The organism is Mycobacterium sp. IDUB_36 (assembly GCF_055419225.1).
Map to the genome: position 1 here is coordinate 60,198 of NZ_JBVAXH010000002.1, position 18,097 is coordinate 78,294.

The following is an 18,097-nucleotide window of genomic DNA, read 5'->3' on the forward strand; positions in this document are numbered from 1 at the left end:
GGGCCGCCCACGATCGGGTACGGCGAACGGTTTTAGCGCACCGGTTCATGGCTACAGTCACAGGGTGACGTCGGTAGTGGTTGTGGGCAGTGGATTCACCGGGTTCGAGTGCGCGCGGCGGTTGGCGCGCAAGCTGCGCAAGACCGATGTGGACGTGACCATCATCTCGCCAGTCGACTACATGCTCTACACGCCGCTGCTGCCAGACGTGGCCGGCGGAGTGGTCGACGCCCGCTTTGTTGCCATTCCCCTGGCGGGCACCTTGAAAGGGGTTCGAGCCATCCGCGGCCGGGTCGACCAGGTGGACCTCGAACAGCATCGTCTGCGCTTCACCGATCTCGAACAGCGCACCCGCGAATTGTCCTGGGACCGGCTCGTGCTCACTCCGGGCTCGGTGACCCGGCTGTTCGACATTCCTGGATTATCCCGATATGCAAGAGGATTGAAGTCGACCGCGGAGGCTCTCTACCTCCGCGATCACGTTCTCGAACAGCTGGAGCTGGCGTCTTTGGAGGAGGATCCGGCCCTGGCGCAGGCTCGACGGACCGTCGTGGTCGTCGGTGCCTCGTACTCGGGCACCGAGCTCGTGCTGCAGCTTCGAGCGCTCGCCCAGGCCGCCGCCAAACAGATGAATTTCGACCCGGATTCGGTGCGGTTTCTGCTGCTCGACTTGGCCGAACAGGTGATGCCTGAGGTCGGGCCGAAGCTGGGGGCGCGCGCGCAGAAAGTGCTCCGGCAGCGTGGCGTCGACGTCCGGCTGGGGCTGACGCTCAACGAGGTTCACCCTGACCATGTTGTGCTGAGCGATGATTCGCGGGTGGACACCCACACCGTCGCATGGGTGACGGGCGTGACCGCCGCGCCACTGATCCAGACACTCGGCCTGCCCACCGAGAAAGGCCGGCTGAAGGTGCAGACCGACCTCTCCGTTGCGGATCATCCCGACGTGTTCGCCGCCGGCGACGCAGCCGCAGTGCCCGACGTGACGCAGCCGGGAAAGATCACGCCACCCACCGCGCAGCACGCAACGCGACAGGGCAAGACGCTCGCCAAAAATGTTGCCGCCAGCCTCGGGCACGGCAAAACCCGTGAGTACAAGCACCACGACATGGGATTGGTCGTCGATCTCGGTCCGCACAAGGCGGTCGCGAATCCGCTGAAGATCCCGCTTTCCGGCTTCCCGGCAAAAGTGGTCACCCGCGCCTATCACCTGTTCGCCATCCCGCGCGGGGTCAATCGCTGGGCGGTGACGCTGGCGTATCTGGTCGACGCGTTCTCCACCCGTTCGGTGGTGTCACTGGGGTTGGCGTCGTACAACGATGCCGAGTTCTCCACCAGCGAAGGCATTCCGCTGCCGGAAGCCGGTTGAGGGCAGCGCCCTCGGCACCTCGCGGACGCAACGCCTCACTCGCGGGTTAGGTTGTGCCGGTGAAGTTCGTCTTCGCCGCGTACGGCAGTCGCGGCGACACCGAGCCGTGCATCGCGGTCGCTGAGGAGTTGCAGCGCCGCGGCCACGAGGTGGTGACGGCCATGACGGTTCCGCCGGAGCTTCGGGCTCACGTCGAGTCGAGAAGCCTGGTGGTCCGGCCGTACGGACGGCATTGGCAGGAGCTGCTGGGCGACGAGGACTTCACCCGCATGCTGCGGGACCCGATCGGCGCGATTCCACAGGCGGTCGAGTACGTCGCTCAGGTCGGGGCGGAGAAAACGGCGACCCTGACGTCGTTGGCGGCCGGTGCAGACCTGCTGGTGGCCGGGATGACCGAGCAGGAGACTGCCGCCAAAGTCGCCGAACAGCAACGCATTCCGCTGGCCGTCCTGCACTTCTTCCCGTCCGAGATCCTGCCGTCGCGCCCATCGACAGATCAGCCACCACGCCGAGACCCGTCGTCCCTGGGGTCAATGGAGATTCAGGCTTACGACGAAATCTGCGTACCCGACCTGGCCGCCTCGTGGGCGGGGAGCGCCGGCCGGCGACCGTTCGTCGGAGCTCTGACCCTGCAGCTGGCGACCGACGCCGATGCGGACATCCTGTCGTGGATATCGTCCGGCGCACCACCGGTGTATTTCGGCTTCGGCAGCATGCCGGTGCCGGGGCCGAAGGACATGGTCGCCGTGATCGGCGCGGCATGCGCGCGGTTCGACGTGCGCGCGTTGATCTGTCTGGGTCCCAACTACTTTGACGACGCCCCGGATGACAATCGGGTCAAAGTCGTGCGCGACGTGAAACACTCCGCTGTCTTTCCCGTCTGCCGCGCAGTTGTCCATCACGGCGGAGCGGGGACCACGGCGGCAGTCTTGCGGGCCGGGGTCCCCGCCCTGGTGCTCTGGAACGGGCTCGACCAGCCGGTGTGGGCCGCGTCAGTGGCACACCTCGAAACCGGTTTCGGGCGCCGCTTTTTGGAGTCGACTCTGGATTCTCTCGTCGCCGACCTGCACGCCATCCTCGAGCCGCGGTACGCCGTCCGAGCCAGGGAGGTCGCCGAACTGATGACCGCTCCGGCCGAAAGTCTCCGACGGGCCGCTGATCTGCTCGAAGACGCAGCGATGCTCGGCCGCCGGGACTGACGGCTCACTGCTCGTCGGCGGGGCGAACCTGCTTGATCGTGGTGGTGTCGATCGCATCGATCGCCAACGCTCGGCGGTGAATTCGCCATTGCTTACTCGATACTCGTCGATACTCGTCGTCGTAGCGCAGATGCCAGATCACATCGCGGATCTGATCGCCGTGACGGATCCAGTGGTGCGCGACGCCGGCGATGCGGCCGCGGGCGGTGCCGGGTTGCGACGATGCGTCGTACACCTCACCGATGATCGCGTGCTGAGTTCGCAGCGTGGCGGCGACGGCGGCGACCGCTTCGCTGATTTCGGCGTGGCCGTGGCGGCGGCGAGTCGGCTCCAGAGCCGCCGGGGGATCAGGTAGCCACAGTTCAGCATCCGCGGTGAAAAGGTCCGTGACGGAGCCGAATTGGCGATCGTCGACGGAAGCGGCGTAACGATGCACCAGCTCGCTGAGAGCTGCCCGATCGTCTCCGGTGAGCGTCACGTGGACAGCGACAGCCGTTGAGCGCACGCCGACAGCTCGTCCCTGGCCTGGTCGAGGTCGTGCACCGGTGGCATCGCCAGGACCACCCGGTCCGCGCCCTGGGCGGCCAGCCGCTCGGCGCGCCCGGCGTCGATCTTGCTGACCGAATGGCCCAGCGTCAGTTCGATACCGGCCGGATCCCGTCCGGCCGCGACCGCCTCGTCGCGCATCAAACTGAGCAGTTCGGCCAGCTGTTCGCCGGCCACACCCAGCGGCTGGAAGCCGTCGCCCAGCTGCCCGGCCCTCCGAGCCGCCGCCTTGCTGTGTCCGCCAATGTGCAACGGAAGACGCCTTCCCGCAGATGGTTTCGGGTTACAAACCACGTTGGAGAACTGGAAGAACTCACCGTGGTGGGTGACACCGTCGGGATTTTCACCCCACAGCGCCCGCAGCACCGCCAGCTGCTCGTCGGCGCGTCGGCCTCGCGAGGAGAAGTCGGTGCCGCAGGCTTCGATCTCTTCTCGCAGCCAACCGACACCAACGCACAGCCGGAGTCTCCCGTTTGACAGGGCGTCGACCGTGGCTGCGCGTTTGGCGAGCACAACGGGATGGTGGTTGGGCAGCACCAGTACGCCAGTCGCCAACTCGAGGCGATCGGTGTGCGCGGCCAGAAACGACAGCAGGTCAAGGGGATCCGGGACCGGACAGTCGGGCTCCAGCTCCACCCGGCCCGACGGGTCATAGGGATACACACTGTCGTAATGAGTAGCGAGCACGGTGTGTTCGACGGCGACGATCGATTCGAAGCCACACGATTCGACGTGCCGCGCGAAAGCCGCCATCCAATGTGGATCCGCAGTGACCCCGGCGGCGACGGGTGCGACCACACCGAACTTCAGTGTCTTCATGGCAAACCGAAGCTAACAGGTGTTCTCGATAGGCCCACCGGCTGTCTGCACGCGCAGCACCTCGGCGAGCGCGGCGGCGCGGTGGTCGGTGAAAACGTCCTCCAGCAGGATCGGTCGACCATCGGGTCCGCTCAACGGGACGCGCCAGTTCGGGTATTCGTCAGTGGTGCCGGGCTGGTTCTGAGTTCGCTTGTCGCCGACCGCATCGGTGAGCGCGAGGCCGAGCAACCGGGACGGAGTGCGGCCGAGATAGGAGTGCAGGGCCAATATGGTCTGCTCTTCATCGGCGTGTTTGGACAGCAGCCCGACCCGGCGTAACTCAGCCAGCCAGGCGGCACGTTCTTTCTCGGCGGCCGCGAGTTCCTGGTCGACGGGTCGGGTCAGCAAGCCCAGCGAATCACGCAGTCGCACATGCTCATTCGCCAGGTACCCCGCGGTGGGCGGCAGGTCGTGAGTGGTGACCGACGACAGAGAGTATTCGCGCCACCGGTCGGCCGGAAGTGGACCGCCGGAACCGTCGCGATCGAGTTCGAACCACAGGATCGACGTCCCCAGCACTCCACGGGCGCGCAGGTAGTCGCGGACCCACGGTTCGACCGTGCCGAGATCCTCACCGACCACCAGCGCCCCGGCGCGGTAGGCCTCCAACGCAACGATGCCGATCATCGCCTCGTGGTCGTAGCGCACGTAGGTGCCCTGGGTCGGCAACTCGCCCTGCGGAATCCACCACAGCCGAAACAAGCCGATGATGTGGTCGATCCGGACCCCGCCGGCATGCCGCAACACGCTGCGGATCAGGGCGCGGAATGGCCGGTACTCCTGTTCGTCGAGGCGATCCGGCCGCCACGGCGGCTGCGACCAGTCCTGACCGAGTTGATTGAATTCGTCCGGCGGCGCACCGGCCGACACTCCGAGTGCCAGCGTGTCCTGCATCGCCCAGGAGTCAGCTCCGTTGGGGTGCACGCCGACGGCCAGGTCATGCACGATGCCCAGCGGCATTCCGGCCGACCGCGCGCGGGTCTGGGCGTCGGCCAACTGTTCATCGAGCTGCCACTGCAGCCACTTATGGAAATCGACTGTCGCCGAATGCTTTTGAACGAACTTGGCGACCCCGTCGGCATTCGGATGGCGCACCGCCTTGGGCCATCGACGCCAATCACTGCCGTGCTTCTCAGCCAGCGCGCACCAGGCGGCGAAGTCGTCGAGAGCCGCACCCTCGCGAGCGCGGTATGCCGCGAAGGCCAGTTCGCGGCCCGCGGTGCGGGGGACCGCGTAGACCAGCTCCAGCGCTTCCCGCTTCGCCGTCCACGCTCTGTCGCGGTCGATTGCATCCCGCGCGGCCGCGTGTTTCTGAATGCCGTCACGCAGCCGCTGCGCGCGACCGCGCTTGGACAGCTGTGCGAACTCCGGGATGGCCTCCACCCGTAAGTAGAGCGGGTTGACGAAGCGGCGTGAGGTCGGCAGGTACGGCGAGGGCTCGATGGGCGATGTCGGTTCCGCCGCGTGCAAGGGGTTGACCAGGACGTAACCGGCTCCGTGCACCGACGCCGACCAGACTGCGAGATCCACCAGATCGGCGAGGTCACCGATACCCCACGATTGTCTGGATCGGACGCTGTAGAGCTGAGTGGCCAACCCCCAGATGCGACGTGCGCCGAGACGTTCGGGCACACCGAGCCATGCCGGCGTCACGATCAGCGCGGCGCTGGCCTCGTCACCCCCGGAGCGCAGCCGGACCCGGTGGTAGCCGAGCGGCAGATCATCGGGGAGCACGAAGCTGGCTTCCCCGATCCGTCGCCCGTCCAAGTCGAACGCCGGAGTGAAGTTGTCCACCTGACGTACCCCGGCGCGGACGGTTCCGTCCTCCAGCTCGAGCGAGACGTCGGCCGGTTGACCATCGGTCACGTGCACCCAGAACTTCGTGGCTGCACCGGCCTGGGTCAGGATGGTCGGCGGTAGCGCCCGTGACCAGTGCGCGCGCTCATGGACGGCCAGCGCCGCATTGCGCTCCGCCTCGTCGGCGGCCGCGACCCCGAGCGCACCCAAAACCGCCACCAACGTGCTTTCCGGGACATCGATCCGGCGACCACTCCAGTCCTCGTAGTCGGTGGCGACGCCGAATCGACGCGCGAGTTCAACCAGTGACGGGGCCATCAGGCTCATACCGACATCTTGCTTGGCGAGATGACGAAGATGCGACCCGAGTGTTCACCTCGCTGTCGTCTTATCGGCGGGCTGAGTTTGCTCGTGGCCGTACCATGCGCAATGAAGATGTCCCGCACATCCTTCTCCTACGAAACATCTCCCTCCTACCAACTGGCAGGTGAAAGCACTGTGGCGCAAACCACGAGTGGCGCAGAGACAAACTTCGCCCACGGTCAAACGTTCGCGTGGCGAGGTCGCGCGGGGTGCCCTACCGTTATCCCTGTGAATCGTGGGACTACGCATGCCTCGGTCTCTGCGTCTGACTGGAGTGTGAGCAAACATGGCCGGTGACCAGCAGCGGGGTTCGGGTTACGGCCTCGGACTGTCCACCCGGACCCAGGTAACCGGTTACCAGTTCCTGGCCCGCCGGACGGCGATGGCGCTGACGCGCTGGCGGGTACGGATGGAAATCGAGCCCGGCCGGCGCCAGACGCTGGCCGTGGTGGCCTCGGTGTCCGCCGCCTTGGTGTGCTGCCTGGGCGCCTTGTTGTACTCGTTCATCAGCCCCTCCGGACAGCTGAACGAGTCGCCGATCATCGCCGACCGCGACTCCGGCGCCCTTTATGTCCGCGTCGGCGACAAGCTGTACCCCGCGCTGAACCTGGCGTCGGCCCGGCTGATCGCCGGACGCGCGGACAACCCGCACAAGGTGCGCGGAAGCCAGATCGCCCAGCAGCCGCACGGACCGCTCGTCGGCATCCCCGGAGCGCCGTCGGAATTCTCCCCGACCACGCCCGCGACATCGTCGTGGCTGGTGTGCGACTCGGTGACGCCGACCGTGGGCGTGGGTGCGGTGTCACCGGTGACGGTCACCGTCATCGACGGCACGCCCGACCTGACGAACCGTCGCCGCGTGCTCAACGGATCCGACGCCATCGTGCTGAAGTACGAGAAGGACACCTACGTGATCCGGCAGAGCCGCCGGTCCCGGATCGACTCGACCAACCGTGCCGTGCTGCTTCCGCTGGGCCTGACCCCGGAGAACGTCAGCCAGGCACACCCGATGAGCCGGGCGTTGTACGACTCACTGCCCGTCGGCCCCGAGCTGTCGGTGCCGAAGGTGCCGGACGCCGGCAAGCCGGCCGAGTTCGCCAACGCGCCCGGCCCGATCGGCACCGTGATCGTGACCCCGCAAATCAGCGGGCCGCAACAGTATTCAGTGGTGCTCGCCGACGGTGTCCAGACGGTCAACCCGGTGGTGGCCCAGATTCTGCAGAACGCCGGCACCCCGGCCGGCAACTCACCGGTGGTGGTGGCGCCGGCCTCGCTGGCGAAGATGCCGGTGGTCAACGGACTGGACCTGTCGGCCTACCCCGAAGCTCCGCTCAGCCCGGTGGACCTGAAGGAGAACCCCGCAACGTGCTGGTGGTGGCAGAAGACCGCCGGCGAGGAGCGCGCCCGCATTCAGGTGATCTCCGGACCGACCATCCCGGTGCCCAACAGCTCCACCGACAAGGTGGTGTCGCTGGTCAAGGCCGACACGTCGGGCCGGGAAGCCGACCGCGTCTATTTCGGCCCCGAATCCGGCAACTGGGTGGTCGTCACCGGCAACGACCCGGGATCGAGCACATCGGAGTCGCTGTGGTGGCTCACCAGTTCTGGAGCGCGCTTCGGCGTCGAGAACACCCGCGATTCCCGTTCCGCACTGGGGCTGACCACTGAGCCGTCGCCGGCGCCGTGGGTTGCCCTGCGTCTGCTGGCGCCCGGCCCGGCCCTGTCCCGCGCCGACGCGTTGGTGCGTCACGACACCCTTCCGACCGATATGAACCCCGCAGAGTTGGTGGTACCCAAGTGAAGCAAGGTTTCGCACGCCCGACGCCCGAGCGCGCCCCGGCCGTCCGGCCGGAGAACATCGTCCTGCCGACACCGCTGAGTGTTCCGCCGCCCGAAGGCAAGCCGTGGTGGTTGATCGTGGTCGGCGTGCTGGTCGTCGGCCTGCTGGTCGGCATGGTCGGTATGACCGTTGCCAACGGCTCACGGATGTTCCTGGGTGCCGGCTCGATCTTCCCGATCTTCATGATCGGCGGCGTCGCGATGATGATGTTCGGTGGCCGATTCGGCGGCCAGCAGCAGATGAGTCGCCCGAAGCTGGACGCCATGCGCGCCCAGTTCATGCTGATGCTGGACATGCTGCGGGAGACCGCGAACGAGTCCGCCGACAGCATGGACGCCAACTACCGGTGGTTCCACCCGGAGCCGACGACGCTCGCGGCCGCGGTGGGCTCGTCCCGGATGTGGGAGCGCAAGCCCGACGGCAAGGACCTCAACTTCGGTGTCGCCCGTATCGGGGTGGGTATGACCCGTCCCGAGGTGACCTGGGGTGAGCCTCAGAACATGCCGACCGACATCGAACTCGAGCCGGTGACCGGTAAGGCACTGCAGGAATTCGGGCGCTACCAGAGTGTCGTGTACAACCTGCCCAAGATGGTCTCGCTGCTGGTCGAGCCGTGGTACGCGCTGATCGGCAACCGTGAGCAGACGCTGGGCATGATGCGCGCGATCATCTGCCAGCTGGCTTTCTCGCATGGACCCGACCATCTGCAGATGATCGTGGTCACGTCCGACATGAGTAAGTGGGACTGGGTCAAGTGGCTGCCGCACTTCGGCGACCCGCGCCGCCGCGACGCCGCCGGAAACGCCCGGATGGTGTACGCCTCGGTGCGCGAATTCGCTGCCGACCAAGCTGAATTGTTCGCCGGGCGTGGATCTTTCACGCCCCGGCACGCGAGCTCGTCGGCCGAGACGCCCACCCCGCACCATGTGATCATCGCCGACGTCGACGACGCCCAGTGGGAATACGTGATCAGCGTCGACGGCGTCGACGGGGTGACGTTCTTCGACCTGACCGGGTCTGCGCTGTGGACCGGAAACCCGGAGCGGGTGCTGAAGTTCACCAACGACGTCGGTGTGATCGAGGCGCTGCCCCGCGACCGCGACACCTGGATGGTGATCGACGACAACCGGTGGTTCTTCGCGCTGGCCGACAACGTCACCGAGCCCGAAGCCGAGCAGTTCGCCCAGCGGGTCGCGCGCTGGCGGCTGGCCGAGGCCTATGAGGAGATCGGTCAGCGGGTAGCCCAGATCGGCGCCCGAGACATCTTGTCGTACTACGGAATCGACGACCCGTCAGAGATCGATTTCGAGGCGCTGTGGAGTAGCCGGCGGGACGCGCTGACCAGTCGCTCCCGACTTCGGATCCCGTTTGGGAACCGCTCCGACAACGGCGAGCTGCTGTTCCTCGACATGAAATCCCTCGACGAGGGTGGCGACGGTCCGCACGGCGTCATGTCCGGAACGACCGGTTCGGGTAAGTCGACTCTGGTGCGTACCGTGCTCGAATCGCTGATGCTGTCGCACCCGCCGGACGAGCTGCAGTTCGTGCTCGCCGACCTCAAGGGTGGGTCCGCGGTCAAGCCGTTCGGCGGCGTGCCGCACGTCTCGCGCATCATCACCGACCTCGAAGAGGACCAGGCGCTGATGGAGCGGTTCCTGGACTCGCTGTGGGGTGAGATCGCGCGCCGCAAGGCGGTCTGCGACAACGCCGGAGTCGATGACGCCAAGGAATACAACGAGATGCGCTCCCGGATGCGCGCACGCGGTCAGGACATTCCGCCGCTGCCGATGCTGGTGGTCGTGATCGACGAGTTCTACGAGTGGTTCCGCATCATGCCGACCGCGGTCGACGTGCTGGACTCCATCGGCCGACAGGGTCGCGCCTACTGGATCCACCTGATGATGGCCTCGCAGACGATCGAGAGCCGGGCCGAAAAGCTCATGGAGAACATGGGTTACCGGTTGGTGCTGAAGGCGCGCACCGCCGGTGCGGCCCAGGCGGCCGGTGTCCCCAACGCCGTCAACCTGCCCGCGCAGGCCGGTCTGGGTTACTTCCGGAAGAGCCTCGACGAAATCGTCCGTTTCCAGGCCGAGTTCCTCTGGCGTGACTACCGCCGCGGAGTCTCGCTCGACGACGGCGGTCCGGCGATGCTGACCCACTCGGTCGATTACATTCGGCCGCAACTCTTCACGACCGGATTCACGCCTATCGAGGTCGACGTGACAGGGCCCGATGACTTCGACGCCCTGACCAACGGCGACAGCGGCAACGGCGAGGCCTTCGGAAGCTTCGCCGCCGACGTGGTCGAGGAAGAAGAGGAAGAGGAGGCGATCCGGACCCCGAAGGTCGGTACCGTGATCATCGACCAGCTCCGCCGAATCGACTTCCAGCCGTATCGGTTGTGGCAACCACCACTCGACCGGCCGGTGTCCATCGAAGACCTGGTCAATCGCTTCCTGGACCAGCCGTGGCAGGAGCAGTACGGCGCGAGCACCGACCTGATTTTCCCGGTCGGCATCATCGACCGGCCGTTCAAGCACGATCAGCCGCCGTGGACGGTGGACACCTCCGGGCCTGGCTCCAACGTGTTGATCCTGGGCGCCGGTGGGTCGGGCAAGACCACCGCGCTGCAGACACTGATCACGTCGGCCGCGTTGACGCACACGCCCGAGCAGGTGCAGTTCTACGTCCTGGCCTACAGCAGCACCGCGCTGACGACGGTGGCCCGGCTGCCGCATGTCGGTGAGGTCGTCGGTCCGACCGACCCGTACGGCGTCCGCCGCACGGTGGCAGAACTGCTGGCGTTGCTCCGGCAGCGCAAGCACACCTTCCTCGAATACGACGTGCCGTCGATGGAGGTCTTCCGTCGACGCAAGTTCGGTGGCGAAGCCGGCCGGGTGCCCAACGACGGCTTCGGCGACATCTTCCTGGTGATCGACAACTACCGCGCGCTCGCCGAGGAGAACGAAGTCCTCATCGAGCAGGTCAACCAGATCATCAACCAGGGTCCGTCGTTCGGTATCCACGTGATGGCGACGGCTGATCGCGAGTCGGAACTGCGTCCACCGGTGCGAAGCGGGTTCGGATCCCGCATCGAGCTCCGGCTGGCCGCGGTGGAAGACGCCAAGTTGGTGCGTTCGCGGTTCGCCAAGGACGTGCCGGTCAAGCCGGGGCGCGGCATGGTCGCGGTCAACTACGTCCGACTGGACAGCGACCCGCAATCCGGCCTGCACACACTGGTGGCCCGGCCGGCGATGGCCGGCACTCCCGACAACGACTTCTCCTCGGAGAGCGTTGCGGCGGCTGTCAGTCAGATCGCGGTCGGTCACGCGCCCCCGGTGCGCCGGCTCCCGGCGAAGTTCGGCCTCGAGCAGGTGCGGTCGCTGGCGCAGGCAGATCAGCGCCAAAACGTCGGTGTCGGTGGGATCGCCTGGGCCATCAACGAATTGGACCTGCAGCCGGTGTACCTCAACTTCGCCGAGAACGCGCACCTGATGGTGACCGGTCGACGCGAATGCGGTCGTACCACGACGCTGGCGACCATCATGGCCGAGATCGGCCGGGTCTACGCGCCGGGCGCGAGCATCGCGCAACCGACCACTCGCCCGTCGGCGCAGGTCTGGCTCGCCGACCCACGTCGTCAGCTGCTGACCACGTTGGGCACGGACTACGTCGAGAGGTTCGCCTACAACCTCGACGGCGTCGCGGCGATGATGGACGAGCTCGGTCAGGTGCTGGCTCGGCGCGAGCCGCCGCCAGGTCTGTCCGCCGAAGAGCTGCTGTCCCGAGCATGGTGGACCGGACCCGAGATCTTCCTGATCATCGACGACGTCCAGCAGCTGCCGCCCGGCTTCGACTCACCGCTGCAGAAGGCGGCACCGTGGGTCACCCGGGCAGCCGACGTCGGCCTGCACGTGATCGTCACCCGCACCTTCGGTGGATGGTCGTCGGCCGGCAGCGACCCGATGCTGCGGGCACTGGCTCAGGCCAACGCGCCGCTTCTGGTCATGGACGCCGACCCCGACGAGGGCTTCATCCGCGGCAAGATGAAGGGTGGGCCACTGCCCCGGGGTCGTGGTCTGCTGATGGCCGAGGACACCGGAGTCTTCGTCCAGGTCGCGGCGACCGAACTGCGGCGCTAACACGATCTCTGAGGAAGTCCCCCTGCCGGAAGCGGCGGGGGGACTTTTTTGCGCGGGGGAGCGGGTGCGTTCGCCACCGCCTCGGCCTGCCAGACACTTCATAGCCGGCACATAGCTTCGGCATGTCGGCGGCCCATCTTTCCTAGTTAACGTCTCTAACTAGTGACAGGTGGGTCCTGTTGTGAAGGGAGTGCCAGATGTCGTTTGTCAGCGCTCAGCCGGACGAGCTGACGGCCGCCGCGGAGAATCTGCAGGGCATCGGATCGATGATGACGGCGCAGAACGCCGCTTCGGCACCGCCGACGACCGGCGTGGTGCCCGCCGCTGCGGACGAGGTCTCCGCGCTGACGGCGGCGCAGTTCGTCACCCATGCGCAGATGTATCAGATCGTCAGCGCCCAAGCGGCGGCGATCCACGAGTTGTTCGTCAGCACTCTGGGCGCCAGCGCCGGTTCTTACGCGGCCACCGAGGCCGCCAACGCAGCTGCGGCCGGCTAGGCAAGCGGCACCATGTTGGATTTTGCCGCTCTGCCGCCAGAAATCAATTCCGGCCGTATGTATGCCGGCCCCGGACCGAGTTCGATGCTGGCCGCCGCTACGGCCTGGCAGTCATTGGCCGATGAGCTGAGTTCTGTTGCGGCAAGCTATGGTTCGATCCTGTCGACGTTGACAAGCGGACCCTGGACGGGCGCGAGTTCGACGGCGATGGCCGCTGCCGCCGCGCCGTACGTCACGTGGCTGAGCGCGACCGGCGATCAGGCTCAGCAAGCTGCCACGCAGGCCAGCGCCGCCGTTGGGGCGTACGAAACTGCCTATGCCGCAACAGTTCCGCCACCGCTGATCGCCGCCAATCGGAGTCTGCTGGCGACATTGGTTGCGACGAACGTCCTGGGACAGAACACACCCTCGATCGCCGCCACCGAAGCCCTCTACGCCGAAATGTGGGCCCAGGACGCCGCCGCCATGTACGGCTATGCCGGTGCGTCGTCGACCGCATCCCAGGTGACACCGTTCACCGCGCCCCCGCAGACCACCAATCCCGGCGGCCTGGGTACCCAGATGGCAGCGACCGCGCAAGCCGCGGGCACCTCCGCCGGGACCGATGCCGAGACGATCATGTCGTCCGGCCCGCAACTCATCTCCGGCATGCCGCAGGCGTTGCAGAGTCTGTCGTCACCGCAGGCTGTGGGCGGGATCGCGTCGACCGCGACCGACTCGTCGTCGTCATCGACGGCGACCTCGACCTCGTCACTGGTCAACGCACTCAGCATGCCGATGAAGTTCGCTTCGATGCCGATGAGCATGCTGTCCAAGCTGTTCACCGCGGGCAGCACAGCCACCGCCGCCAAGGCTGCGACAACCGCGGCCAACGAGCTGGGGGCTGTCCAATCGGCCGGAATCGGTTCGGGTGCCAAGGTATTGACGCTCTCCGGGCTCAGCGGACTCGGCACCGGCGCCCCGGCCATCTCGGCAGGGATGGGTCATGCAACGACAGCCGGCGCGTTGTCGGTGCCGACCGCCTGGGCCGGCATGACACCGGCCGCGAGCACCACGGCGGCGATCCCGGCCAGTGGCGCCCTCGCCGCAGCACCGGTTGCGGCGCATTCCGGCATGCCGCCGATGATGCCGATCACCTCGATGGGTGGCCGCCCGACCGCCCAGGCCGCGCCCCGCTTCGAGCTCCGCTCGACCGTCGTACCGTTCAGTCCAGCCGGCGGTTAGCCGTCGCCCCGGTGGCGGAAAACCCAACTCTGGGTGAACAGCAGTTGATGGCGGATGAACACTGCCTCAAAGCGAATGAATAGTCGGCGTCATCGTTTTGGATCGCTCGTGGCGCCCTCTAGTGTCTCAGGCAGCGACTGGTCAGTGATGAGCACTGGAGCTCAATGTTGTTGATGCGCCTGCGTTACCGAGGGAAGAAAGCGCTTCGTCTGTGACCGCATACCGCTTGGGCGCACCGATTGCCGATCAGCTCGCGACGACACCGAAAGTGCTGCACGCCGCCGTTTCGACATGGCGAGCGGTGCGGCCAACGCGATTCCGGCTTGTTGACGGAGGGGTTTAGTGCTGGATTTCGGACTGCTACCGCCGGAGGTCAACTCCGGCCGGATGTACACGGGTCCCGGACCGGGTCCGATGCTGGCCGCTGCCGAGGCGTGGGACGGGCTGGCCGCCGATTTGGGCTTTGCGTCCTCCGGCTACGCAGCAACGCTGACGGAATTGACGAGTGGTACCTGGATCGGTCCCACGTCGCTGGCAATGATGGCCGCGGTCACGCCGTACGTGAACTGGCTCAGCACGACTGCCGCTCAGGCAGAGGAGACCGCGAACCAGGCGCGAGCGGCGGTCGCCGCTTACGAAGCGGCGTTCGCGATGACCGTTCCGCCGCCGGCGATCGCGGCCAACCGTGCGCTGTTGATGGCATTGATCGCCACCAATTTCTTCGGCCAGAACACCCCGGCGATCATGGCCACCGAAGCCCTGTACGCCGAGATGTGGGCGCAAGACGCGGCGGCGATGTACGGATACGCGGGCGCCTCGGCAGCTGCGTCCCAGGTGACGCCGTTCGCCGCGCCGCCGCAGACCGCGACCGACGAGGGAGCGACCAACCAGGCCGATGCGGTGGCCAAGGCCGCCGCGACACCGGCCAGCCAGGCCGCGACCGCGGTGCAGAATGCCGTCGCGTCGGCGCCCACCACCTCGACGCAGGCCACCGTGCCCGTGGCGACCACCGGCACCGGCGCGGGCACTGCGGCGACGCCGCCCACGTTCACCGGGCCGTTCGCCTGGCTCGAGCAGTTGATCTACAACACCTACAACGACTTCCCCACGGGCGGCCTCGGCCTCAACTTCAACACCGCCACCTTGACGGCGGTGCTGAAGCAGACCCTGCAGGCCTATTTCGGGGTGGGTCTGGGCCAGTTCAGCGCCTCGATCGCTCAGCAGCTGACGTTCGGTACCGGCACCACGGCGGGCTCGGGCGGTGCCTGGTATCCGACACCGCAATTCGCCGGACTGGCTCTCGGCCACACCGGCGGCGCGCCGGTGTCAGCGGGAATTGGACAGGCCAGCACGCTTGGCCGGCTCTCGGTGCCGGCTAACTGGCCGGGAGCGACGCCCGCGGCGATGGAAGAGGCCGAGCTCGCCAGCGCCTTCCGGCCCATCGCAGCGCCGACCGAGAACGCGATGCTCAACGGGATGCCGATGGCCAACGCCGTCACCACCGGGCGACGCAGCGCGGGCTACGTCGTCAAATACGGATTCCGGCACGCGGTGATGCCGCGGCCTCCTTCGGCAGGGTAGCCCGGTGAGATCTCAAATCTTCTGTCGCGCAATTGATTTGCACTCTGCACGGTTCGCGACGAGCGACCGCCGACGGGCGCGCGTCGTGCCGGCGGGCGGAGGCCGTCAAGTGACCAATGCCGGAAGAGAAGTAAAACGCTTGGTGAACAACGGATATCGGGGGATGAACTCTCACCGATCAGGCATGAACAGTTGGCTCGGCACGGGCGTGACGCCCGCGTGACCATCTAACCTTTTAATCGACGACCTTGCCCAAGGTCGAAGACGCTTACGGTTATTGAGGAGGGAAACCGGATGTCGTTCGTAACCACGCAGCCGGAGGCACTGTCGGCAGCGGCCACCAGCCTGCAGGGGATCGGATCTTCGGTGAACGCGCAGAACGCCGCCGCGGTGGCACCGACCACGGGAGTGGTTCCCGCTGCCGCCGACGAGGTTTCGGCGCTCACAGCGGCACAGTTCGTCGCGCACGCTCAGCTCTACCAATCGGTCAGCGCGCAGGCGGCAGCAATCCACGAAGCATTTGTCAACACGTTGGGCACCAGCGCCGGTTCCTACGCAGCCACCGAAGCCGCCAACGCGGCTGCGGCCGGCTAGGAGGCTTTTTCATGGTGGATTTTGGGGCGTTACCGCCCGAGATCAACTCGGCCCGGATGTATGCGGGCCCCGGTGGGTCATCCCTGCAGGCGGCGGCGTCGGCGTGGAACTCGCTGTCGGCCGAGCTGCAATCGGCCGCCCAGGGCTACGAGACGGTGATCACTCAACTCTCCAGCGACGAGTGGATGGGACCCGCCTCGGCGCAGATGGCGAGCGCAGCCCAGCCCTATGTGACCTGGATGCAGGAGACCGCAATACAGGCCGAGCAGGCCGCGACGCAGGCCCGGGCGGCAGCCGCGGCTTACGAGCAGGCGTTCGCGGCGACGGTGCCGCCGCCCCTCATCGCGGCCAACCGAGCGGAGACCGCGGCGGCCACCCAGGCCAACGTCTTCGGTCAGTACACGCCGCTGATCGCGCAACTCGAGGCGCAGTACAGCCAGATGTGGGCGCAAGACGCCGCGGCCATGTACGGCTACGCGGGCCAGTCGGCGGCCGCCGCGAAGGTGACGCCGTTCGCGGCGCCGGCCTCGAGCACCACCGCCGAAGGTCCGGCGGCCCAGGCCGCTGCGGTCAGCCAGGCAACGGGTACCTCCGCGGCGACGAACTCGCAGGACATCCTGCAGCAGCTACTGGCGTTGCTGCCCAGCAACATTCAATCGTGGTTCACGCCGGCCGGTTTCAACAGCGCGTTCGGCAGTCCGGCGTCGCTGGAGTCCACGCTGTACGGATTCTTCTTCGGAAGCTCTGTGCTGCCGACCAACCTGCAGGCGTTCGTCAACGCCTACTCGCCCTACGCGGGCTTCCTGTACAACACCGAGGGTCTGCCGTACTTCAGCATCGGTATGGGCAACAACTTCGTCCAGATCGCCAAGACCCTCGGGGTACTCAACGGCGCTGCTCCTGCGGCGGCCGGTGCTGGTGCCGCGACCGGTGGCCTCGGTGGACTGGGCGGCATGCTCGGAGGCGGCAGCGCAGCTGCGTCAGTGCCCAGCGGGGTGGCCGCCAACCTGGGCGGCGCCGGAGCGGTCGGCAAGCTGGCGGTACCACCGTCGTGGATCGGTGGAGCTCCGCTGGCGGCTCCGCACGCACCTCTACCGGTCAGCAGCGTCAGTGCCGCCCCGGAGTCCGGTAGCGGCAACCTGCTCGGCGGTATGCCGCTGGCCGGGGCCGGGGCCGGGGGCTTCGGTGGCGGCGCAGGACCTCGCTATGGATTCAAGCCGACCGTGATGGCGCGCCCGCCGTTCGCCGGCTGATCGTCAGAGAGCTAGCCACGCCTTGGGGCGCCTCGCGGTTGCGGGGCGCCCCAAGTGTGTGCGGCGGATCAGCGCGTGATCTCCGGTGAATGTTCGGCGTCGTCCACATGAACAATTGGTTGACCCCCAGAAGGGCTGGAGCTTCGCGAAAGTCGTGGCGTAGGTTACCTCTTGGTGAACAGCGGGGTGTTCGGGCAGGAGGGGCGGCATGACGCAAGAGTCGGAGACATCAGGCGCGCTCGCGTTGTCGCTACGGCCGACGAGTGCCGCGGGCGCTGCGCCGAAAACCGCTGACGATCGCCGGACGCTGCGCACGACAGCCGTCATAGACCCGGCCCAATCCGCCGAGATCGCCCAGGCGCGGGTTTTCGAAAGGCTGCTGCGGGCCGAGCGCGCCGAACTCGAAGAACTCGCTCATCGCATCGCCCGTACCGCCGACCGTCCGGCCGGATCGGACGCCGGCGCGCCGGGGGACGACCTGACGCAGGTTCGCGCCCGCCTCGGTGAGATTCGCGGGCTGCTGCGGGCGCTGCAGGGCCGGTTTCCTGACTCCGCTCCTGACCCCGGCCCATAGCCGCACATCAATTGGCCTGCGGTGCAGGGCAATTACGCAGCTATTCGTCCTCGAGTACGAGCGCCATCTCCGGGCATGACGCGACGCCGTCGCGAGTCACGTCTTCGTCTTCGGGGCCAACCTGATGATCTTCCATGACGGAGTTGCCGGCCTCGTCGATCGGAAAGAGATCCGGATCGACAGCGAAGCACTGCGCGTGCCCTACACACCGCGACCGCTCCAGCCGGACCTTCATCGGACGAACCTGCGACGACTGCACA

At 67.0% G+C, this 18,097-nt stretch carries 14 protein-coding genes; 10 read left to right on the forward strand and 4 right to left on the reverse strand.

Annotated elements, in window-relative coordinates; translation table 11 throughout:
- Positions 1-64 precede the first annotated feature (64 nt).
- Positions 65-1,369 (forward strand): NAD(P)/FAD-dependent oxidoreductase, encoded by a 1,305-nt coding sequence (locus ACZYW1_RS18650; protein WP_463787947.1) that lies wholly within the window; start codon positions 65-67, stop codon positions 1,367-1,369.
- 59 nt (positions 1,370-1,428) lie between these two features.
- The gene (locus ACZYW1_RS18655) at positions 1,429-2,568 is read left to right on the forward strand and encodes a glycosyltransferase (RefSeq protein WP_463787948.1); all 1,140 of its coding nucleotides are present in this window, start codon (positions 1,429-1,431) and stop codon (positions 2,566-2,568) included.
- A gap of 4 nt (positions 2,569-2,572) precedes the next feature.
- On the opposite strand, the gene ACZYW1_RS18660 is transcribed toward ACZYW1_RS18655, so the two are convergent.
- Genes ACZYW1_RS18660 through malQ form a run of 3 tightly spaced genes read right to left on the reverse strand, consistent with a single transcriptional unit; the run spans position 2,573 to position 6,096 of the window.
- Entirely contained in the window at positions 2,573-3,046 is a 474-nt protein-coding gene (locus ACZYW1_RS18660) for a nuclear transport factor 2 family protein (RefSeq protein ID WP_463787949.1), read from the reverse strand.
- Entirely contained in the window at positions 3,043-3,924 is an 882-nt protein-coding gene (locus tag ACZYW1_RS18665; RefSeq protein ID WP_463788787.1) for an LLM class F420-dependent oxidoreductase, read from the reverse strand. The genes ACZYW1_RS18660 and ACZYW1_RS18665 overlap by 4 nt, the downstream gene beginning before the upstream one ends.
- Before the next feature lie 21 nt (positions 3,925-3,945).
- The gene (malQ, locus tag ACZYW1_RS18670) at positions 3,946-6,096 is read right to left on the reverse strand and encodes a 4-alpha-glucanotransferase (RefSeq protein WP_463787951.1); all 2,151 of its coding nucleotides are present in this window, start codon (positions 6,094-6,096) and stop codon (positions 3,946-3,948) included.
- A 322-nt stretch (positions 6,097-6,418) separates the two neighbouring features.
- On the opposite strand from malQ, the gene eccB reads away from it, so the two are divergent.
- The 8 genes from eccB to ACZYW1_RS18710 all read left to right on the forward strand — a co-directional run bounded on the left by eccB (position 6,419) and on the right by ACZYW1_RS18710 (position 17,837).
- Positions 6,419-7,933, forward strand: coding sequence for a type VII secretion protein EccB (gene eccB / locus ACZYW1_RS18675; RefSeq protein ID WP_463787952.1), 1,515 nt, complete (start codon positions 6,419-6,421; stop codon positions 7,931-7,933).
- A complete protein-coding gene (eccCa, locus tag ACZYW1_RS18680) occupies positions 7,930-12,114 on the forward strand; it encodes a type VII secretion protein EccCa (protein WP_463787953.1) in 4,185 nt (1,394 codons plus the stop codon). Before eccB ends, eccCa begins: the two co-directional genes overlap by 4 nt.
- Before the next feature lie 197 nt (positions 12,115-12,311).
- A complete protein-coding gene (locus ACZYW1_RS18685) occupies positions 12,312-12,611 on the forward strand; it encodes a PE family protein (RefSeq protein WP_463787954.1) in 300 nt (99 codons plus the stop codon).
- A gap of 12 nt (positions 12,612-12,623) precedes the next feature.
- On the forward strand, positions 12,624-13,835 hold the full coding sequence (locus tag ACZYW1_RS18690; protein ID WP_463787955.1) for a PPE family protein: 1,212 nt from the start codon (positions 12,624-12,626) through the stop codon (positions 13,833-13,835).
- A gap of 342 nt (positions 13,836-14,177) precedes the next feature.
- A complete protein-coding gene (locus tag ACZYW1_RS18695) occupies positions 14,178-15,416 on the forward strand; it encodes a PPE family protein, SVP subgroup (RefSeq protein WP_463787957.1) in 1,239 nt (412 codons plus the stop codon).
- 294 nt (positions 15,417-15,710) lie between these two features.
- Positions 15,711-16,010, forward strand: coding sequence for a PE family protein (locus ACZYW1_RS18700; RefSeq protein ID WP_292989528.1), 300 nt, complete (start codon positions 15,711-15,713; stop codon positions 16,008-16,010).
- An 11-nt stretch (positions 16,011-16,021) separates the two neighbouring features.
- On the forward strand, positions 16,022-17,263 hold the full coding sequence (locus ACZYW1_RS18705) for a PPE family protein (protein WP_463787958.1): 1,242 nt from the start codon (positions 16,022-16,024) through the stop codon (positions 17,261-17,263).
- Between the two features lie 208 nt (positions 17,264-17,471).
- The gene (locus ACZYW1_RS18710; protein WP_463787960.1) at positions 17,472-17,837 is read left to right on the forward strand and encodes a hypothetical protein; all 366 of its coding nucleotides are present in this window, start codon (positions 17,472-17,474) and stop codon (positions 17,835-17,837) included.
- A gap of 40 nt (positions 17,838-17,877) precedes the next feature.
- Here the strand turns inward: ACZYW1_RS18710 and ACZYW1_RS18715 are convergent, their stop codons facing one another.
- On the reverse strand, positions 17,878-18,072 hold the full coding sequence (locus ACZYW1_RS18715) for a ferredoxin (protein ID WP_463787961.1): 195 nt from the start codon (positions 18,070-18,072) through the stop codon (positions 17,878-17,880).
- Between the last annotated feature and the right edge of the window lie 25 nt (positions 18,073-18,097).